The sequence below is a fragment of the Pleomorphomonas sp. PLEO genome (assembly GCF_041320595.1).
Taxonomy (GTDB): domain Bacteria; phylum Pseudomonadota; class Alphaproteobacteria; order Rhizobiales; family Pleomorphomonadaceae; genus Pleomorphomonas.
The window spans coordinates 1,882,501-1,900,686 of record NZ_CP166625.1 but is presented as its reverse complement, the minus strand read 5'-3'; the positions used below and the strand labels follow the sequence as shown (position 1 = coordinate 1,900,686).

Here is an 18,186-nt window from a genome sequence, read left to right as displayed (position 1 = left end):
ATATTGAAGAACCATTTCCTGAGAGTTGATGATCCATGGATACGCTGGTCAGCCTCCGGGTGTTTTGCGCCGTCGCCGAACTGAAGAGCTTCACCGCCGCCGCCGACCGCCTCGGCCTGTCGCCAGCCATGGCCAGCAAGCACGTGATGCAGCTGGAAGGCCGGCTGGGCAGCCGCCTTCTCAACCGGACGAGCCGGCGCGTCAGCCTCACCGAGGCCGGCACGCTCTACTTCAACCAGAGCCGGCAGATGCTCGAAGGCCTCGACGAGGTGGAAGCGGCGATCGGCAACGCCACGCTGGCGCCGCGCGGCATCCTGAAACTCAGCGCGCCCGTGTGGATCGCCAGCGGCTTCTTCGTCGACCGGATGGCCGACTACAACCGCCGCTACCCGGACGTCTGCCTCGATCTCGACCTGAGCGGCCGCCTCGTCAACCTCGTCGATGAGGGCTTCGACCTGGCGCTGCGCGCCACCAACCCCGAGCGGCTCGACCCCGGCCTGATTGCCCGGCCGATCATGAACATCGAGTTCCGCCTGATGGCCGCGCCCGACTATCTGACACGCACCGGCCGCCCGCGCGACATCGACGACCTCAACGGCCACGCCATGCTGCGCTTCAGCGGCATCGCCCCCGGCGACAGCATGATGCTGAAAGGCCCGGACGGCCCGCGCAAGGTGACGTTCCGCATCGTCATGCTAAGCGAGAACGAAACCGTCCTCCACCTCGCCGCCCTTGCCGGCATGGGCCTCGTCTTCCTGCCCACCTGGATGGCCGCCGACGACATCGCCGCCGGCCGCCTCGAAATGATCATGCCGGAAGCCGCCAAACTCTCCCTCACCCTCTACGCCGTCTACCCCAGCCGCAAGTATCTCTCGGCCAAGGTGCGAACCTTCGTCGATTTCATGACCGAGAGCGTAAGGCATGGGACGGGGGTATAGCCGACGAATACGGCGGATGGGGAACGCCTCGGCCTATCCACTACAAACAAGCAAATTGCGATCGCAGTTTGGCTTCCAAGCTTGCTCGTTTACTTGGCGTTGTCTCGCACTCCCACATGACAACGACAGTCCAGCCCAATGCGCGAAGCTCGTCCATGACTTCGCGATCGCGGGCAACATTTCGTTCAAGCTTCGGGATCCAAAAGTCCTGGCGCGTTTTGGGAATCCGCGATCGCCAGCAAGTCGGATCACCGTGTTGATGCCAGAAACAGCCGTGCACGAAGATGGCCGTCTTGTACCTTGGCAGGACAATGTCAGGGCAACCCGGCAAATCCCGGCGATGGAGGCGAAACCGAAATCCCAGGCCATGTAAAAGCCGCCGGACGACCAACTCCGGTTTGGTGTCCTTCGAACGGACGAGGGACATTTGACGGCTTCTGGCAGGGTCGGTCACGGCGACGAAGATGCGTCCTCTGGCTCTTGCTCGTCATCCTTCACCGCCTCGGCCGCGATCATCGGGTCCTGTGAGAAGGAATCCATGAACGCCTTGATAAGCGCGTCGCGGTTATTGAACGGCGGATTGTTTTCGAAGTGAGCGGTAACGTCCGTCAGAATTTTCTCAGGCGGCCTTGAGTCCTCGAGCTTTTCCAACATGGCCCACTTTCGACCAGGATGGATCACATCCCAGGGACTGCGGGCGTTGTTGCGGCCCTCGGTATCGCCGTGCTTGGATATTCCCCAGCAAATCCTGGTCTCGGCGTTCCAAACCGGCTTGAACATAGAGATCAGGTGGGACTCGGCGTGCATCTGCGCATTCGATGCCGTCACGAGACGACGACATTCAAAATCTTCGATCCTCAGCGGGTTGGGAAGGTTATTCTCAAACGCATAGGCGGAAACAGTCCGGATCATCTTGCGGTGATCGGATAATCGGCCGTAAAGCTTTTCGCCCTGATCGCGAGGACGCCGAGCCATTGGCGTCTGGGGATCGGCTTTCCCAACATAGATTGGCGTTTCACTTGCCGATATTGGCGCGTAAAGCGGGTGATCTCCCACGTAATAAATGGCATAGACGCCAGCGCCATAGCTTCTTTGAATGAGATTCAAGGGAACACGTTGCTGTGAAATAAGCGCCGCGGCGACCAAGTTGCCGGCGGTGCGCTGATCGGCGGGATCGAACCAAAACCTTGGCTCAAGAACCGGATCAAGGGACGAGGCAAACTTTTCCATCTCTTCGAGAAGAGTGAAAAAATCGCGACGCACTCTGGTGTTCATCACCGTCGTAAGCGACGGCCCGAGGGCACCAAGCTCGTTAGCGGCATCACGCATCAGACCTATTAGTTCTTGGTATCGATGCGGCCGCTTTGCCATCTCAAATAACCCCGACGACCGCCCTCATCGCTTTCGCAACGGCCTCGGCCAATTGCACGGGGACGGCATTGCCCAACTGGCGCATGTTCTCCGACCACGAACCGACGAACTCGTAATCGTCGGGCAGACCTTGCAAACGCGCCGCTTCCCTCACCGTGTAGTATCTGATTCTACCGTCAGGCAACGAGAGGGTGTTTTCGCCGCCCGGCACACCGTGCACACCGGCCTTCAGGGCTTTGCTTGGGTAATCAAGTGGGCTGCCGGTATGTCCAGGATAGGAGCGCGCGCCCAGCTGCGGATCATGGTTCAAAACGCCTGGCGTACCAGGCGCCCCCAGATCGGCGATGGCGTCGCGTATCGTTCTCCACGGCAGTTCGGCTGGCTGGATGCCAGCCCGCTCCAGCCGACGCAGTGTCCCCGTATCGACCGCCATCGGACCAGCCGACGGCCGCTCGATGCCATGGCGCCGCCAATAGCCGCCGCTGACCCACTGATCCCAAAGCAGAGCCTCGCGAGAGTGAGTTGGAACGAGGACCGGCGGCTCAAGCCCGATATCCTTGCGAACACCCAGCACCAACACGCGAAAACGCTTTTGCGCGGCCCCGAAATCGGCGGCGTTGACCTGTTGAAAGCGCACTTGGTAAGTCGCCGTCCGCTTGAGCGTTCTGAGCCGTTCCAAGTGTTCTTGGCTGGTCTCTGCCTCGCGACGCTCGATATGGGGCATCGACAGCGACAAAAGAATCCATTCGAGATAGTCCGAGAACGCCGCCCGAGCTAGCCCACGAACATTCTCAAAGGCAAATCCCCGCGGCTTTGCTTCGCGCACCGCGCGGACCGCCTCCGGCCACATGTCGCGGTGATCATCATGACCACGATGCTTGCCGCCGATCGAAAACGGCTGGCACGGCGGACCACCCGCCACCAGGGCGAGACCGTGATACTGCGTCCAATTGATTTCACGCACATCGCGCTGTTCGATCGGCCAGTGCTCGACGTAGTCAACGCCGCGCCCTTTGTTGTGCGCCACATTGCCGACGGCGTGACGATCCCACTCGATCATCCGCTGGGGCTGAAACCCAGCCCTGGAAAGGCCCATCGCCAGACCACCGCATCCGGTGAAAAGCTCTACACAGCGCATCGTTCTCTCCCGCCAACGACACGAATTCACGCAATTCCGGTCCTGGCAATCGCAACGGCGTTTTGATCTGTGGATTTCGCCAGAGAATCAATTCGATCTGGAATAGATCATACCCTGCCCCGCGAGTTCGCACAATGTTCATGGGTAGTAACACTTATATCGCATACTCCTTCCTGACCGGCAGCCCACCCGCCGGCTTCGGCTCCCGCTGCCCACGCTAGCCTTCCGACGCCGCCACCCATCAGCTCTTCATGCCGGCAAGGTTCATCATCAACCGGAACATCATCGCCACGACGCCGAGCGCGAGGATGCTGCCCGCCCAGATGGCGACCAGCCAGCCGACGCGGCGGAGCCACTGGCGGCGCGGGGTTGTCTCGGCGGCCATCAATGATACCCCTCGCCGGCCTTCACCTTGCCGCGGAACACGTAGTAGGACCACGCGGTGTAGGCGAGGATGAAGGGGATGATGAACAGCGCGCCAACCAGGGCAAAGCCCATGCTCTGAGGCGGCGACGCGGCGGCCCAGATCGAGATCGACGGCGGAATGATGTTCGGCCACAGGCTGATCGCCAGCCCCGAATAGCCCAGAAACAATAACACCAGCGACAACAGGAACGGGCCAGCGTGGCTCTGGGTAGTCAGAGTTTTGATCAGCAGCCACGTTGCCAGGGCGACCAGCACCGGCACCGGCGCCAGGAAGAACAGGTTGGGCAGCGAGAACCAGCGCACGGCAATGTCCGGATGGCCGATCGGCGTCCAGATGCTGACCACGACGATCAACGCCAGCACCGCCAGCGTGATCGGCTTGCCGAGGGCACGCATGCGCCGTTGCAGGTTGCCTTCGGTCTTCATCACCAGCCATGTCGATCCGAGCAGCGCATAGGCGACGACCAGACCGAGCCCGGTGAACAGGCTGAACGGCGTCAACCAGTCGAAGACGCCGCCGGCATAGGCGCCGTCTTGCACGTTAAAGCCGTTGATGAACGCCCCCAGCGCCGCCCCTTGCGAGAAGGTGGCGATATAGGAGCCCCAGATGAAGGCCTTGTCCCAGAACGGCTTGTGGCCCTCGTCGGCCTTGAAGCGGAACTCGAAGGCGACGCCGCGCCAGATCAGGCCGGCCAGCATCAGCATCAGCGGCAGGTAGAGCGCGCTGAGGATCACCGCGTAGGCGATGGGGAAGGCGGCCATCAGCGCCGCGCCGCCCAGCACCAGCCAGGTTTCGTTGCCATCCCACACCGGCGCCACGCTGTTGACCATGGTGTCGCGATCCTCAGGATCGCGCACGAAGGGGAACAGGATGCCGATGCCGAGATCGAAGCCGTCCATGATGACGTACATCATCAGGCCGAAGCCGATGATGATCGCCCAAATGAGAGGAAGATCGATGCCCATGGTTTTTCCTCCTCAGTTGATCGACGGATCGATGTCGTCGGGCGCGGCCGACAGGGGGCGGGCGGGTCGTGGCGATTGGCCTGCATCATGCGGGGTGTGCTCGTCATCGCTGTCGGCCGGGCCCTTGGCGATCAGCTTCAGCATGTAGCTGACGCCGGTGCCGAACACGGCAAAGTACATCACCATGAACACGATCAGTGTTGCCGACAGCACCGGCGCCGAGTGGTTGGAGACGGCGTCTTTCGTGCGCATCACGCCATAGACGACCCAGGGCTGACGGCCGATTTCCGTGGTGTACCACCCGGCCAGGATGGCGATCAGCCCCGATGGCCCCATCACCGTGGCAAAGCGCAGGAACCAGGGCTGTGCGAAGAAGGCGCCGCGCCAGCGCAGCCAGGCGCTCCAGACGCCGAGCAGCAGCATCAGCATGCCAAGGCCGACCATGACGCGGAACGACCAGAACACCACCGCCGAGTTGGGCCGATCCTCTTTGGGGAACTCGCTGAGGCCCTTGTACTGGCCGTCGAGGCTATGGGTCAGGATGAGGCCGCCGAGCCGGGGAATTTCCAGCTTGTAGCGCGTCACCTCGCCGTCCATGTCCGGCAGGCCGAACAGGATCAGCGGCACGCCGGCGCCCGGCTCGTTGCGCCAGTGGCCTTCCATCGCCGCGATCTTGGCCGGCTGATGCTCCAGCGTGTTGATGCCGTGCAGGTCGCCGACGAAGATCTGCAGCGGCGTCACGATCAGCACCATCCACATCGCCATCGAGAACATGGTCCGGATGCGCGGCGTGTCGTTGCGCCTCAGAAGATGCCAGGCGCCGGACGCCCCGACGAACAGGCCCGTCGACAGGAAGGCCGCCACCACCATGTGGGCGAGCCGATAGGGGAAGGAGGGGTTGAAGATCACCTTCAGCCAGTCGACCGGCACCACCACGTTGTTGACGATCTCATAGCCCTGCGGCGTCTGCATCCAGCTGTTGGAGGCGAGGATCCAGGTGGCGGAAATCAGCGTGCCGATCGCCACCATGATGGTGGCAAACAAGTGCAGCCCCGGCCCCACCTTGTTCCAGCCGAACAGCATCACCCCGAGAAAGCCCGCCTCCAGGAAGAAGGCGGTCAGCACCTCGTAGGCGAGAAGCGGGCCGGTGATCGAGCCGGCGAACGAGGAGAAATAGCTCCAGTTGGTGCCGAACTGATAGGCCATCACCAGACCGGAGACGACGCCCATGGCGAAGTTGACGGCGAAGATCTTCGACCAGAAATGATAGAGGTCGCGATAGACGACGTCCTTCTTCCACAGCCACAGCCCCTCGAGTACCGCCAGATAGCTGGCAAGGCCGATGGTGATCGCCGGGAAGACGATGTGGAAGGAGATGGTGAAGCCAAACTGGATGCGGGCCAGTTCCAGCGCGGTCAGACCGAACATGACGAGCCCTCCTTCGGGGGTGAGAGGTGGATGAGGGCGGCTTTGAAGACACGCATGGCGAACATCCTGAAACTCAGAGCCGGGCTCACACGACGGCCTTGGTGCCGAGTGTCGGCTGGGAAATGAGGCTTGCAAGCTGGGTCAGCCCGTCTTCGAGATCACCCCGGTCAGGCGCGACGCCGAGCGATATCCGCACGGCCTCCTCGGGATTGGTGACGGTGGCGAAGGCGGAGGCCGGCACGATCGACACGCCGGCCCGGTCGGCATGCGCGGCAAAGTCGGCGGCGCGCCAGGGATCGGGCAGGCGCAGCCACAGGTGATGGCCGTGCGGATCGGCGGCATAGCCCGAGCCGCCCAGAATGGACGCCGCAAGCTTTTGCCGCTCGACGTTCTCCTCACGGATCGCCCGCGCGAGATCGTCGAGCGCCCCGTCGGCAATCCAGCGGCTGACCAGCGCCGACATCAGCGGCGGCGCCATCAGGATGGTGGCGCGCAACACGCCGGCGAGGCGCAGCGCGAGGGTGGAACTCGGCGCCACCACATAGGCCACCCTCAGAGCCGGCGTCGCGCATTTCGACAAGGTGGCGATATGCCAGGTGATGTCGGGCGCCAGCTCGGCGATCGACAGCCGGCGCTCCGGCAGCAGCGGCGCGTAAGGGTCGTCCTCGATGATCGCCACATCGTACTGGCGGGCGATGGATGCAAGCGCGCGGCGGCGATCCTCAGGCAGCGTCGCCGTCGTCGGATTGTCGATGCTCGGAATGACGTAGAGCAGCTTGGCCCCCCGCTCCCGGCAGGCCCTTTCGAAGGCCTCGGGCAGGATGCCCTTGTCGTCCATGTCGAGGGGGGCGACCACCAGCCCTTTCTGCAGGACCACGGCCTTCAGCCCCGGATAGGTCATCGCCCCGGCCGCCACCACGTCGCCGCGATTGAGCAGCAGTTCGCTCACCGCGAACAGCGCGCTCTGCGCTCCGCCCGCCACCACCACCCGGTCGGCCGTCACGCCCTCGATGCGCTGGGCCAGCCAGTGGGCGCCGGCATGCCGGTCGGGTTCCGACCCGGTGCTGTCCTGGTAATGAAGGCGAAGCAGGCCATTGGCATTGCCGAGAACGCCGGCGATGCCGTGCGGCAGCAGCTTGCGGAAATCGAACGCCGCCGGCTGCGGCGGAATGTTCATGCTGAGATCGATCAGCGGCTGGGCGACATCCCCGCCCTCCCCGTCCATCGCCTCGCGGATAAAGGTGCCCCGGCCGGCCTGCGCTGCCACCAGCCCCCGACGGCCCGCCTCATTGAAGGCCCGCGTCACCGTCGTCAGATCGACGCCCAGCGCCTCGGCAATGGCGCGCTGCGCCGGCAGCCGGTCGCCGCGCGCCACCCGTCCCGCGCGAATATCCGCTTCGAGAGCATCGACGATGCCCAGATATTTCGTCCGGGCACTCTCGATCAACCGCGGCTTCCACATGGCGCCCTCTTTCGTGTACGGCTCATAAGCATACATACGTATACTGTGTATGGCACCAAAAGGAAAGCGGCGTTTCGCCAAATCCGGCATTATCCCGGACTTTATCCGCGTATTGATCCCGGAGCGGCATCTTCAAATGTATGGCTATATCGCATACACAATGGCTCAGCCATGTATGGCGGCGGCCAGGCACCCGACGACCCGCCTGATCCGGCCGCCCCTTGCCGAAAGCGCCCCTAGCTCTCATCCTTGCCATGCAGGAGGATGCTGTCGCACTTGGCGCCGCCGAGCCGATGCACAACGATCGCCTGATACTCCGGCGAGCTGTACCAGGCGAGCAGATCGGCCTCGCTGGGAAAGCGGATCAGCACCGAGCGCGTATAGGGCCAGTCGCCCTCCAGCACCGTCGGCGCCGCGTCGACGGCGAGATATTCGCCGTTAAAGCGTGCGAACACCTCATCGCAGGCCTCGAGATAACGCTGGTACTCGGCGGGGTCGTCGATGCGGATCTGAGCCACGAAATAGGCGGTCATCATGTGCCTCGGAAGATGGACCCTCGCCGGACCAGCAGCGCGCTACTACCCAGCTGTTTCCTATATATAATTCACCTGACCGCACGCGGACGCAACGATCAATCCGCCATCCCGCGCAAGGGCAACCATAAAAACGATCAAGCCGTCACCCCCGCTTGAGAAGAGGACCTCAGGCAGGCTGGAGCCAGCGGCCACTATCGCGCTCCAAGCACGCAGGGAGCCTGATACCTCCCTCCCCACCTTCTCGTCCCGAGGTCCTCGCCTTCGCGAGGAGGGAAGGTGAATTATATATAGGAAACAGCTGGATAGCGCACCCGGACACGGTCGGTTAGTGGTTAGCTCCCGCTATCTATCAAGCTGTCTTCCTCTGCGAAGGCAGAGGACCTCAGGCAGGATGGAGCAAGCGGCCAATATCGCGCCCCAAGCACGCAGGGAGCCTGATACCTCCCTCCCCACCTTCTCGTCCCGAGGTCCTCGCCTTCGCGAGGATGACAGGTGAACTATATATAGGAAACAGCTGGATAGCGCACCCGGACACGGTCGGTTAGTGGTTAGCTCCCGCTATCTATCAAGCTGTCATCCTCTGCGAAGGCAGAGGACCTCAGGCAGGATGGAGCCGGCGGCCAATATCGCGCTCCAAGCACGCAGGGAGCCCGATGCCTCCCTCCCCACGGTCTCCTCCCGTACCCCATCTCAGCCGGCTATCCTCCGTCAACCGAAAGCAGTGGGCCCCATCCAAACCTGCGGGTCGTCACCAAGTTTTCGTGGAAGGTTGCTAGGCTAGCGCAGGGCCAGGGCGGCACGGCTGGATTGCGCGGCGTATCGGCGCAGAATTCGTTTTGAAACAGTACTTTATACATCTCCGACGAACCCGCGTTCGCCGGAGGCCTCAGGCGTGGTCGCCCAACCTTTCCCTGGATTTGGAGGCATCGATGTCGGACAGGCAGAAAACACGCGCAAGACCCAATGCACGGCGCGAATTCGGCGAAACCTATGGCGAGATCCTGGCGCGCGGCATCGAACGGCGCACGCTGCTGAAAGGCCTTGTCGCCGGAGCGGCGACGGCCCTGGTCGCCCGGCATGTCGGCATCCCCCAGGCGATGGCCGCCGACGGCAAGGGGCTGGACTTTGCCGAGCTCAAGCGGGTGCGCGACGAACACGACCATTGGCCGGACGGCTACCGCCGCCAGATCCTGCTGCGCTGGGGCGACGGCATTTTCCCCGACAGCCCGAAGTTCGATCTCGCCACGCTGAACGGCCCGGCGGCGGCGCGCCAGTTCGGCTACAACAACGACTTCACGCAATATCTGCCGCTGCCCTGGGGCACCGATAGTTCCGATCACGGGTTGATGGTCGTCAGCCACGAATATGCGACGCCCTTCCTGATGTTTCCCGGCCTCAACAAGGACGACTACCGGGAAAAGATGTCGGAGGATCAGATCCGCGCCGTGATGGCCTCCGTCGGCGTCAGCATCGTCGAGGTGCGCAAGGCCGGCGCCGAATGGCAGGTGGTCGCCGACGGCAAGTACAATCGCCGCGTCCACATGGGCACCGAGATGGCGATCTCCGGCCCCGCCGCCGGCCACGACGGACTGAAGACCAAGGCCGACCCGACCGGCACCAGCGTGTTCGGCACCATCTCCAACTGCAACGGCGGCATCACCCCCTGGGGCACCATGCTCTCGGGCGAGGAAGGGGCGATGGACGTGTTCGCCGGCGACTACAAGGTGCTCGCCGACCAGGAACTGGTGGAGCGCCAGGGCTGGGACGAGGACGAAAACGATATCTACGCCGCCGGCCGCGTCGAACCGCGCCTCAACTTCGAGACCGAGCCGAACGAGTGGATGCGCTTTGACTGGGTGGTGGAGATCGACCCCTTCGACCCCGAAGCCAAGCCGATCAAGCGCACGGCGCTCGGCCGCATGACGCACGAGGGCGCCCAGTGCTGCGTCGCCCCCGATGGCCGGCTGGTCGTGTTCATGGGCGATGACGACGATTTCGAATATCTCTATCGCTTCGTCACGCGCGATCCCTGGAACCCCACCGACCGCGCCGCCAACAAGAACCTGCTCGACCACGGCACGCTGTCGGTGGCCAAATTCTCCGCCGACGGCTCCATGCAATGGCTGCCGCTGATCGCCGGTGAAGGCCCTCTGACCGCCGCCGCCGGGTTTGCCAGCCAGGCCGACGTCTGCCTGAAGACGCGGGCCGCCGCCGATTTGGTCGGCGCCACGCCGATGGACTCCCCCGAGGGCTTCATCATCCACCAGGGCACCGGCAAGCTCTATGTCGCCATGACCGAAAACGAAAAGCGCCTCGCCTCGGGCGAAGGCGATGCGAAAAAGCAGGTCAACGTCGCCAACCCGCGCGGCCCCAACCCGCACGGCCATCTCCTCGAGATCACCGTGCCCCGCATCAGTGACAAGCCCGACTACGCGGCCGACCATCTTCAGTGGGATGTGTTCGTGCTGTGCGGCGACCCCGCCAAGCCAGAGGACGGCGCCATGTTCCATCCCGGCACTTCGGCCAATGGCTGGTTCACCGACCCGGACAACCTCGCCGTCGATCCGGCCGGCCGCCTGTGGGTGGCCACCGATGGCCCGCCGCCGGAAGGCATTGCCGACGCCGTCTACGTGATGGAAACCGAAGGCGCCAACCGCGCCCTGCCCAAGTGCTTCTACATCGCGCCGGTCGGCTCGGAATGCTGCTCGCCGACCTTCACGCCCGATGGCAAAACGGTGTTCCTGTCCGTCCAGCACCCCGGCGAGTTGCGCATGGCCGACAACGAGGACGCCACCTCGATCGCCGACGCCAGCACCACCTGGCCCGACCTCACCCCCGGCCAACCCGCCCGCCCGTCGCTGGTGATCCTCAGCCGTATTGATGACGGCATGATCTGAAGGCCGATCGCCCGTCCTCCCCCGCCCAAAGCGGGGGAGGATATATTATGTATATGTTTCGTATATATAATTCCGGCATCATGGATGCAGGTGCCACGAGGCCGTAATACAGAAGCCGCGGCGGTCTATTCCACATAGACCAATGTGTAGACGTAGGATTTCGAGCCTTTTCGGCTGACCCAGTCGCCTTCCGGGGGATGGTCAGCTTGTTGATGCGGAAGCGTATTCCATGGTCTTCCCATGCATGTGTCACTTGCGTGATCCCAAGCAACCCAGCCCCATTCCGGGCGATGGACGATCCACAGGTCTTGGTCTTGACGTTTGTAAGCAGCGCTCCCGTCATCAAACTGTTCGCGCACGAACGTGTAAACGAGATCATCGCTCTGTCGCCTTAGTTCAAATCGCTCCCGACTGCCGAATTGCCCAACCATCATCCGCCTTCCCCGGTTTCTCAATGCTATTACTCTACAGTCGAACTCGCCATTAAGTCGAGATTCTGCGCGGCTCACTCTGGCTGTCCCGGTGTTCTTCTTACGCGCAAGCATAGGACCTCAGGCCGAATGGGGCGAGCGGCCAATATCGATTTCCAACCGCAAGAAAGCGCCTACCCCGCGAGCCTCTCCCTCACGAAATCCGCCCGCTCCTCCCCCCCACGCACGGCAGCTCCACCACCTCATAGCCCAACCCCGCATAGGTCTCGGCCATCATCCGCCCCGTCGCCTCGGCCTCCTCGCGGTCCTGCTTGCGCTCGGCGTCCTGGGCAAAAATCGCCTCCCAATACGGTGCCAGGAACACCGTGCCGTTATAGCGCAACCGCCGCGCCGCTTCCTCGATATGGGCGGGCACCGGCAGGCCGATCAGCCGGAGATAGCCGACGATGTCGGGGATGCCGCGATCCATCACCACCGGCCCGGCCATCGCCTCGGCCTCGTGGTAGGACCTCAGCTCCCAGCCCAGCATCAGCTCGGCGTAAAGCGCCCGGTCGCCCCACGGCAGGGCTGGCCCGCCGATCGTAACTTGATCGCGGATGATCGCCCGCCCCGCCTCCGGCATGTGTCGGAAGCCGCGCCGCGCAAGGGCTTCGATCAACGTGCTCTTTCCCGTGCCGGGGCCACCGGTCACGACAAACAAATGGTCACACATGTGCCATCCTCAGATTAGCTTTGAAGGGGGAATGCGCCGGCCGACGCCCGCGAACGCGCGGGGGTCCTGTGCCAAGCACGAACCCAAGTTAGCCGAGGAACGGCAGAACGGCAACAGGTCGGGGCGGCGCAACGCAGCGGTGATCACGCAGCGCTGATCCAGTCCACAAGCTGCCGATTGACCGCCGCCGGCTGCTCGAGCGTGGAGCCATGTCCACAGTCTTCGATCACAACCAGCTTTGCCTGGGGTATGCCGGCGGCGATCTCCTTTGACAGTTCAACCGGGGTCAGCGGATCGGCGTCACCCACCAGAACCAGCGTCGGCACCGCGATGGCAGCAAGGGACGGCCGGGAGTCGACACGACCGATGATCGCCTCGGTCTGGCGTGCGAAGCCCTCCACGCCGACGCTCAGGCCCATCCGGACGTTGATATCCCGCAGCCCGGCATCGTCGCGGTGCGCCGGGTGCAGGAACGAGGTGGTGATCGCTTCGAGCAGCGCCGCGAAATCACCGCTCTTCGCCCGCTCCACCGCGCCGCGTCGCGCGGCGGTCTGCTCGGGCGTGTCGGGACGGGCGGAGGTATCCAGCAACGCCAGCTTGAGCACGCGTTCGGGCGCCTGCCGCAGGATCTCGAAAGAGATGTAGCCGCCCATCGAAATCCCCGCCAGGGCGAAACGCGGCGGCGCATCGGCCAAAATGGCAGCAGCGATGTCACGCATCGAGCGGCCATTGAGCGTCGATGCGATGGTGACCGGGCCGTAAGGCCACAGGGCAACGGCTTGCGGGGCAAAAACCTCGGCCGTGCAAACGAGGCCGGGAACGAGCAGGATCGGGGTCAAGCCATTGCTCCTTAGATATTGATGTCATTGAAAAAAGGCGCAACGCACGGGCGGAAGCGGACATGAGGCGTCGCCAGCAAATCCCGGCGATGCGGACGAGCGGAGCGACACGGACTGGTCTGGATCGCCACCTCGCCATGAATGCACAGGCAGTGACACTTTTCTGTCAGCAGTTGGTCGGCGTTTGTGTCATGGATACCAAACCGCCTCCCTCGCGACGGCGGGGAAGGGCAATGGCGGGATAGCGGCCGCCGGTTCAGTCGGCCGGGATGTAGCGAAGCGTGCCGGCCCGCCGCGTCGGCTTGCCGGTGTCGTTGGTGTGGTTGATGCCGTCCATCACCGGCACCTCCGGGAAATCGAACGGGCTGACGCCGTCGAGACAAGCCACGTTCACCGCGTAGAGGTTCTGGTCGGATCGCCGTTGATGGTGGGTGTAGATGCCGCAGCGCGAGCAGAAGAAGTGCTGCGCGGTGCCGGTGTGGAAGCGATAGGTGGTCAGCGCCTCCTCGCCCTCAAGGATCTTGACCCCGCCCATCTCGGCCATGGCGACGACGGCGCCGCGCATCCGGCAATAGGAGCAGGTGCAGCGGCGGATCGAATTGAAGCCGTCGCTGAGCGTCACCTCGAAATGCACCGCGCCGCAATGGCACCGGCCGGTCAGCACCTTCGTGTCGTCCGCCATGTCGCCTCCTGTCGGCCCAATGTTGCGCCATCCGCGCAAAAGGACAAGCCGAGACCTATCACCGCCATCGAACACGCGCCAACGCCGGGGCCGAACCGTCCGTCACTCCTCCCTATCTTGACAGTCTACCTACCAGAAGGTAGACAGACGGCATGAGCCAACTCAAGACCACCTCCGACGACATTCTCCGCTGCGCCCGCTCGCTCATCGTCACAGGTGGGTACAACGGGTTCAGCTACGCCGACATCGCCGAGGTCGTCGGCATTCGCAAGGCGAGCATCCATCACCACTTCCCCAGCAAGGTCGATCTGGTCCGGACCTTGGTGGCGCGCTACCGCGAGGAAGCCGAGGCGGCCGTCGTCGAGGTGGAGCGCCATCATCCCGAGCCGGCCGATCAGCTGGTCGCCTACACCGGTTACTGGCGGGCCTGCATCGCCGACGGGACGAGGCCGTTCTGCGTCTGTGCCCTGCTGGCCAGCGAAATGCCCGCCTTGCCGCCGGAAATCATGGCGGAGGTCAGGGCCTATTTTCGCCTGTTTTCCGCCTGGCTGACCTCCGTCATGCAGCGGGGCGCCCGGCAGGGGAGCATCGTTCTGTCCGGCACCGCCGGCGCCGAGGCCGAGGTATTCATGGCCACGGTGCATGGCGCCATGCTGTCTGCCCGCGCTTACGGCGAGCCCACGGTTTTCGCCGCCGTCACCCAGCCGCTGATCGACAGGCTGGTCCCGGCCCGCCGCTAACGGCGTGTCCGAACGCGTTCATTTGCGACCACAGCCTACCATTCAGTAGGTAGCTAAGCGATGCACCCCGATATCCAGGGGCATTCACGCCTCGAAACGACGGAGACCGTCATGTTTGGAATTTCACCGATCGGCTGGGTTCACACGCTCGGCAGCCTGCCCGCCATTCCGCTGGCCATCTACATGTTTGCCCGCCATGGGCGGATCGTTCCCCGCTCGGCACTCGGCGCCGCCTATTTCGTCTTCATGTTCGTCGGCGCGGCGACGGTGTTTCTTGTCGCTCATGAGCCGGTGAGCTACGTCATCGGCACGGTGACGCTCGCGCTGCTGCTCGCCGGATTTGGCGTCGGCCGCATCGCCGCTTTCGGGCGCGCCGGCAGATATCTCGAAACGATCTTCCTCAGCCTGACGGCGTTTTTGCTGATGTTGCCCACCATCACGGAAATCCTGCGCCGCGTTCCGGACGGCCATCCCCTCGTGACCGATCTGAGTTCGCCGCTCCTTCTCGGCTCGCAGGCCAGCCTCCTGGTCATGCTGATAGCCGGCCTGTCGGCCCAGATCTTCTATTTGCGCCGGCAAGGCAGGCTCGCCGTGCGCGTCGTGCCGGCAAGGGGCAACCGATAACGCGAGCGGCCTTCAGCCTTGAGGCGCTGGCCGGCCGGTCCATCGCCTCCGATGGACTTCCCCCCGTGTGCGTGCCATGTTTTGGCTAGGCGCCCCGCTTCCTTCCACTCCCCTCCCGAACCGGCCAACGTGTCCCAGCGCAACCTTCCTCTCGCCACGCTCAGGACATTCGAGGCCGTCGCGCGCCATCAGTCCCTGTCCAAGGCAGCCGCCGAGCTGCACCTCACCGATAGCGCCGTCAGCCACCAGATGCGCCGGCTCGAGGCGGCGCTCGACCAGGAGCTGTTCATCCGGGTCGGGCGCGGCATCGTGCTCACCGATGCCGGGCGCACCTTTGCCCGGGCGGTGACGGCCTCGCTGCGGTCGATCGCCGACGCCGCCGATCACCTCGGCGAAATGAACGAGCCCGGCGGGTCGCTCACCATCGCCTGCCCGCCGATGTTCGCCAACACCTGGCTGGCCAAGCACCTCAACGACTTCTGCGACACCCACCCGTCGATCGAATGCCACATCCGCCTGGTCGACAATCGCCTGGTGCCGGAGATCCCCGACATCGACGTCGGCATCGCCTTCGGCTCCGGCGGCTGGGCCGACCGGCGTTCGGCCCTTCTGGCGCGCGTCAACGTCACGCCCGTCTGCAGCCCGCAGCTGTTCGAGCGCCTCGGCGGCGCCATGACGCAGCCCTCCGACATCCGCCACACCCGCCTGCTGCATTGGGACGACGGCTCGGAATGGCGGCGCTGGATGGCCAAGGCCGGCGTGCCCGAGGTGGAAAAGCAGGCCCGCCACCTCTATTGCAGCGACCTTGCCATGGCCATCGACCTCAGCATCCACGGCACCGGGCTGGCGCTGGTCAGCGATCCGCTGTCGTCGATCGACTTCAAGCGCGGCCTGTTGATCAAGCCGTTCCCCACCGCCATCGATGCCGTCGGCGGCTGGTACACCATCACCACAACGGCCGGCGAACGACGATCGGCCACCGTGCTGTTCCAGCGCTGGCTGCTCGACCACTTCCGGTAAAATACTGACCGATTCTTGATGGAAAATCACTGGTTGGTGGTTATTCCGCGCGCAGTTTGCCGCTTATTGCCGCGTCACATGATCTCAGTTCATGTATGCGGTGAAAATTCATCATTTGCGCAAATTCGCGCCAAATGCATGATTGTCTCAAATTTAGGCACGCCCCGGCAGGCAGCGCCATGGGCAAGGCAGCGAAAGATCGAAATGCTGAAACTCAGCGTCAGCGACGTTCACAAGTCCTACGGCGACCATGAGGTGCTGAAGGGCGTCAGCCTCACCGCCGCCGCCGGCGACGTGATCAGCATCATCGGCGCCAGCGGTTCGGGCAAGAGCACCTTCCTGCGCTGCGTCAATTTCCTTGAGCGGCCGCACGCCGGCACCATCGCCGTCGACGGCGAGGTGCTCGCCACCCGCCGCGAGCGCGACGGCATGCTGCGCGCCAGCGACGCCGCCCAGCTCAGGCGCCTGCGCGCCCGCCTGGCCATGGTGTTTCAGAACTTCTGCCTGTGGTCGCACATGTCGGTGCTGTCCAACGTCATCGAGGTGCCGATGAGCGTGCTCGGCGTGCCGCGCGCCGAGGCGGTCGAGCGGGCCAAGGCCAATCTCGCCAAGGTCGGGTTGGGCTTCGACGTGCTCGACAAATACCCCTCGCATCTGTCCGGCGGCCAGCAGCAGCGGGTGGCCATCGCCCGGGCGCTCAGCGTCAATCCCGACGTCATGCTGTTCGACGAGCCGACCTCGGCGCTCGACCCCGAGCTGGTCAGCGAGGTGCTGCGCGTCATGCAGGCACTGGCCGACGAGGGCCGCACCATGGTGGTGGTCACCCACGAGATGGGCTTTGCCCGCCACGCCTCCTCCTCCGTCATGTTCCTCCACCAGGGCCAGGTGGAAGAACAGGGCACGCCGGACGCCATTTTCGATCGGGCCGAGAGCCCCCGCCTTCAGCAGTTCCTCGCCGGACGGCTGAAACACTGATCCGGATCAACCGGACATGACGACTGAGCCAGCAACCACGGAGCATCATCCGACCGGAGTGAAACGAGGATCGAAAAGATGATGCTTCCAAACAAGAACTTAGAGCGCGATCTCACTCAATCAGATCGAATAGCGCTCTAATTAGACCAGAGGGACCGAAACCAATGAAGACCACGATCAAGGGGCTTTGCCTCGCCCTGGCGCTCGCCGCCTTCGCCGGCCCGGTGGCCGCCGCCGACGGCAAGATCGACATCGCCACCGACGCCACCTTCCCGCCGTTTGAATCCATCGACGCCAACGGCAAGCTGATCGGCTACGACGTCGAGCTGATGCGGGCGATCTGCGACGCCGCCAAGCTCGATTGCAACATCTTCAACGCCGCCTGGGACGGCATGATCCCCGGCCTGATCGACGGCAAGTATGACGCGCTGATCTCCCAGCTGACCGTCACCGAGAAGCGCCGGCAGGTCATCGCCTTCTCCGACATCTACGATCACCCGATCTTCCGCTTCGTCGCCAAGAAGGGCACCACCGTCGACTTCACGCCCGAGGGCCTCACGGGCAAGACCATCGCCGTCCAGACCGGCACGCCGATGGATGCCTACGTCACCGCCCACTACCCCAGCGCCACCATCAAGCGCTACGACACCGGCAGCGCCCCCTATCTGGAGCTGACCGCCGGCCGCGCCGACCTGCACATCAGCTATCAGGCGCAGATCATCCACGGCTTCCTTGCCACCGACGCCGGCAAGGACTTCGCGCTCACCGGCCCCGAGCTGACCGGCAAGGACGCCAAGGAATTCGGCGAGGGTGTCGCCATCGCCGTCAACAAGAAGCACCCCGAGCTGGTGGAAGCCTTCAACAAGGGCCTCGCCATCGTCCGCGACAACGGCACGCTCAAGGCGCTCAACGCCAAGTACTTCAGCGAATAACAATACCAAGATGCATTGAAAATGCGGCTTGGTATTCCGTTTGCCGATTTCTCATGCGCTTGATGCAGA

Annotated in this window: 18 protein-coding genes; 7 read left to right on the top strand and 11 right to left on the bottom strand. The window is 63.8% G+C overall.

Annotated features, from left to right (window positions below):
• The first annotated feature begins 35 nt into the window (after window positions 1-35).
• On the top strand, window positions 36-938 hold the full coding sequence (locus tag AB6N07_RS08635; RefSeq protein WP_370677398.1) for a LysR family transcriptional regulator: 903 nt from the start codon (window positions 36-38) through the stop codon (window positions 936-938).
• A 40-nt stretch (window positions 939-978) separates the two neighbouring features.
• Here the strand turns inward: AB6N07_RS08635 and AB6N07_RS08630 are convergent, their stop codons facing one another.
• The 8 genes from AB6N07_RS08630 to AB6N07_RS08595 form a co-directional block, all read right to left on the bottom strand.
• On the bottom strand, window positions 979-1,392 hold the full coding sequence (locus AB6N07_RS08630) for a very short patch repair endonuclease (RefSeq protein WP_370677397.1): 414 nt from the start codon (window positions 1,390-1,392) through the stop codon (window positions 979-981).
• Window positions 1,389-2,267: an Eco29kI family restriction endonuclease gene (locus tag AB6N07_RS08625; RefSeq protein ID WP_370677396.1), complete on the bottom strand. Its 879-nt coding sequence runs from the start codon at window positions 2,265-2,267 to the stop codon at window positions 1,389-1,391. Before AB6N07_RS08625 ends, AB6N07_RS08630 begins: the two co-directional genes overlap by 4 nt.
• 43 nt (window positions 2,268-2,310) lie before the next feature.
• Window positions 2,311-3,447, bottom strand: coding sequence for a DNA cytosine methyltransferase (locus AB6N07_RS08620; RefSeq protein WP_370677395.1), 1,137 nt, complete (start codon window positions 3,445-3,447; stop codon window positions 2,311-2,313).
• Window positions 3,448-3,688: 241 nt separating this feature from the next.
• A complete protein-coding gene (locus AB6N07_RS08615; RefSeq protein ID WP_370677394.1) occupies window positions 3,689-3,832 on the bottom strand; it encodes a DUF2474 domain-containing protein in 144 nt (47 codons plus the stop codon).
• Entirely contained in the window at window positions 3,832-4,839 is a 1,008-nt protein-coding gene (gene cydB, locus AB6N07_RS08610; RefSeq protein ID WP_370677393.1) for a cytochrome d ubiquinol oxidase subunit II, read from the bottom strand. Before cydB ends, AB6N07_RS08615 begins: the two co-directional genes overlap by 1 nt.
• Window positions 4,840-4,851: 12 nt before the next feature.
• Window positions 4,852-6,267 carry a cytochrome ubiquinol oxidase subunit I gene (locus tag AB6N07_RS08605; RefSeq protein WP_370677392.1) on the bottom strand — a complete coding sequence of 472 codons (1,416 nt, stop codon included), beginning with the start codon at window positions 6,265-6,267 and terminating at the stop codon, window positions 4,852-4,854.
• Between the two features lie 85 nt (window positions 6,268-6,352).
• A complete protein-coding gene (locus AB6N07_RS08600) occupies window positions 6,353-7,729 on the bottom strand; it encodes a PLP-dependent aminotransferase family protein (RefSeq protein WP_370677391.1) in 1,377 nt (458 codons plus the stop codon).
• A 236-nt stretch (window positions 7,730-7,965) separates the two neighbouring features.
• Window positions 7,966-8,262 (bottom strand): DUF1330 domain-containing protein, encoded by a 297-nt coding sequence (locus AB6N07_RS08595; RefSeq protein WP_370677390.1) that lies wholly within the window; start codon window positions 8,260-8,262, stop codon window positions 7,966-7,968.
• 932 nt (window positions 8,263-9,194) lie between these two features.
• Between AB6N07_RS08595 and AB6N07_RS08590 the strand changes: the two genes are divergently transcribed.
• Window positions 9,195-11,162 carry a PhoX family phosphatase gene (locus AB6N07_RS08590; protein ID WP_370677389.1) on the top strand — a complete coding sequence of 656 codons (1,968 nt, stop codon included), beginning with the start codon at window positions 9,195-9,197 and terminating at the stop codon, window positions 11,160-11,162.
• 624 nt (window positions 11,163-11,786) lie between these two features.
• Here the strand turns inward: AB6N07_RS08590 and AB6N07_RS08585 are convergent.
• From AB6N07_RS08585 to AB6N07_RS08575, 3 genes are all read right to left on the bottom strand, one after another.
• Window positions 11,787-12,305, bottom strand: coding sequence for an AAA family ATPase (locus tag AB6N07_RS08585; protein ID WP_370677388.1), 519 nt, complete (start codon window positions 12,303-12,305; stop codon window positions 11,787-11,789).
• 143 nt (window positions 12,306-12,448) lie between these two features.
• The gene (locus tag AB6N07_RS08580) at window positions 12,449-13,144 is read right to left on the bottom strand and encodes an alpha/beta fold hydrolase (protein WP_370677387.1); all 696 of its coding nucleotides are present in this window, start codon (window positions 13,142-13,144) and stop codon (window positions 12,449-12,451) included.
• A gap of 256 nt (window positions 13,145-13,400) precedes the next feature.
• Window positions 13,401-13,826 carry a GFA family protein gene (locus tag AB6N07_RS08575; RefSeq protein WP_370677386.1) on the bottom strand — a complete coding sequence of 142 codons (426 nt, stop codon included), beginning with the start codon at window positions 13,824-13,826 and terminating at the stop codon, window positions 13,401-13,403.
• Window positions 13,827-13,978: 152 nt separating this feature from the next.
• Between AB6N07_RS08575 and AB6N07_RS08570 the strand changes: the two genes are divergently transcribed.
• The 5 genes from AB6N07_RS08570 to AB6N07_RS08550 all read left to right on the top strand — a co-directional run bounded on the left by AB6N07_RS08570 (window position 13,979) and on the right by AB6N07_RS08550 (window position 18,117).
• Complete coding sequence (locus AB6N07_RS08570) at window positions 13,979-14,566, top strand: TetR/AcrR family transcriptional regulator (RefSeq protein WP_370677385.1); 588 nt, start codon at window positions 13,979-13,981, stop codon at window positions 14,564-14,566.
• Between the two features lie 111 nt (window positions 14,567-14,677).
• Window positions 14,678-15,190 carry a hypothetical protein gene (locus AB6N07_RS08565; RefSeq protein ID WP_370677384.1) on the top strand — a complete coding sequence of 171 codons (513 nt, stop codon included), beginning with the start codon at window positions 14,678-14,680 and terminating at the stop codon, window positions 15,188-15,190.
• 129 nt (window positions 15,191-15,319) lie between these two features.
• Window positions 15,320-16,210, top strand: a complete 891-nt coding sequence (locus AB6N07_RS08560) for a LysR substrate-binding domain-containing protein (RefSeq protein WP_370677383.1) — start codon at window positions 15,320-15,322, stop codon at window positions 16,208-16,210.
• 204 nt (window positions 16,211-16,414) lie between these two features.
• A complete protein-coding gene (locus AB6N07_RS08555; RefSeq protein ID WP_370677382.1) occupies window positions 16,415-17,185 on the top strand; it encodes an ABC transporter ATP-binding protein in 771 nt (256 codons plus the stop codon).
• A 164-nt stretch (window positions 17,186-17,349) separates the two neighbouring features.
• Complete coding sequence (locus tag AB6N07_RS08550) at window positions 17,350-18,117, top strand: transporter substrate-binding domain-containing protein (protein ID WP_370677381.1); 768 nt, start codon at window positions 17,350-17,352, stop codon at window positions 18,115-18,117.
• The last annotated feature ends 69 nt before the right edge of the window (window positions 18,118-18,186 follow it).

Bases quoted from the DNA above. Each gene is read 5' to 3' on its own strand.
- AB6N07_RS08615 (WP_370677394.1), bottom strand. From the start codon at position 3,832: ATGGCCGCCGAGACAACCCCGCGCCGCCAGTGGCTCCGCCGCGTCGGC.
- AB6N07_RS08585 (WP_370677388.1), bottom strand. From the start codon at position 12,305: ATGTGTGACCATTTGTTTGTCGTGACCGGTGGCCCCGGCACGGGAAAG.
- AB6N07_RS08605 (WP_370677392.1), bottom strand. From the start codon at position 6,267: ATGTTCGGTCTGACCGCGCTGGAACTGGCCCGCATCCAGTTTGGCTTC.
- AB6N07_RS08565 (WP_370677384.1), top strand. From the start codon at position 14,678: ATGTTTGGAATTTCACCGATCGGCTGGGTTCACACGCTCGGCAGCCTG.
- AB6N07_RS08575 (WP_370677386.1), bottom strand. From the start codon at position 13,826: ATGGCGGACGACACGAAGGTGCTGACCGGCCGGTGCCATTGCGGCGCG.
- AB6N07_RS08590 (WP_370677389.1), top strand. From the start codon at position 9,195: ATGTCGGACAGGCAGAAAACACGCGCAAGACCCAATGCACGGCGCGAA.
- AB6N07_RS08595 (WP_370677390.1), bottom strand. From the start codon at position 8,262: ATGACCGCCTATTTCGTGGCTCAGATCCGCATCGACGACCCCGCCGAG.
- AB6N07_RS08620 (WP_370677395.1), bottom strand. From the start codon at position 3,447: ATGCGCTGTGTAGAGCTTTTCACCGGATGCGGTGGTCTGGCGATGGGC.
- cydB (WP_370677393.1), bottom strand. From the start codon at position 4,839: ATGGGCATCGATCTTCCTCTCATTTGGGCGATCATCATCGGCTTCGGC.
- AB6N07_RS08570 (WP_370677385.1), top strand. From the start codon at position 13,979: ATGAGCCAACTCAAGACCACCTCCGACGACATTCTCCGCTGCGCCCGC.
- AB6N07_RS08600 (WP_370677391.1), bottom strand. From the start codon at position 7,729: ATGTGGAAGCCGCGGTTGATCGAGAGTGCCCGGACGAAATATCTGGGC.
- AB6N07_RS08550 (WP_370677381.1), top strand. From the start codon at position 17,350: ATGAAGACCACGATCAAGGGGCTTTGCCTCGCCCTGGCGCTCGCCGCC.
- AB6N07_RS08555 (WP_370677382.1), top strand. From the start codon at position 16,415: ATGCTGAAACTCAGCGTCAGCGACGTTCACAAGTCCTACGGCGACCAT.
- AB6N07_RS08625 (WP_370677396.1), bottom strand. From the start codon at position 2,267: ATGCGTGATGCCGCTAACGAGCTTGGTGCCCTCGGGCCGTCGCTTACG.
- AB6N07_RS08635 (WP_370677398.1), top strand. From the start codon at position 36: ATGGATACGCTGGTCAGCCTCCGGGTGTTTTGCGCCGTCGCCGAACTG.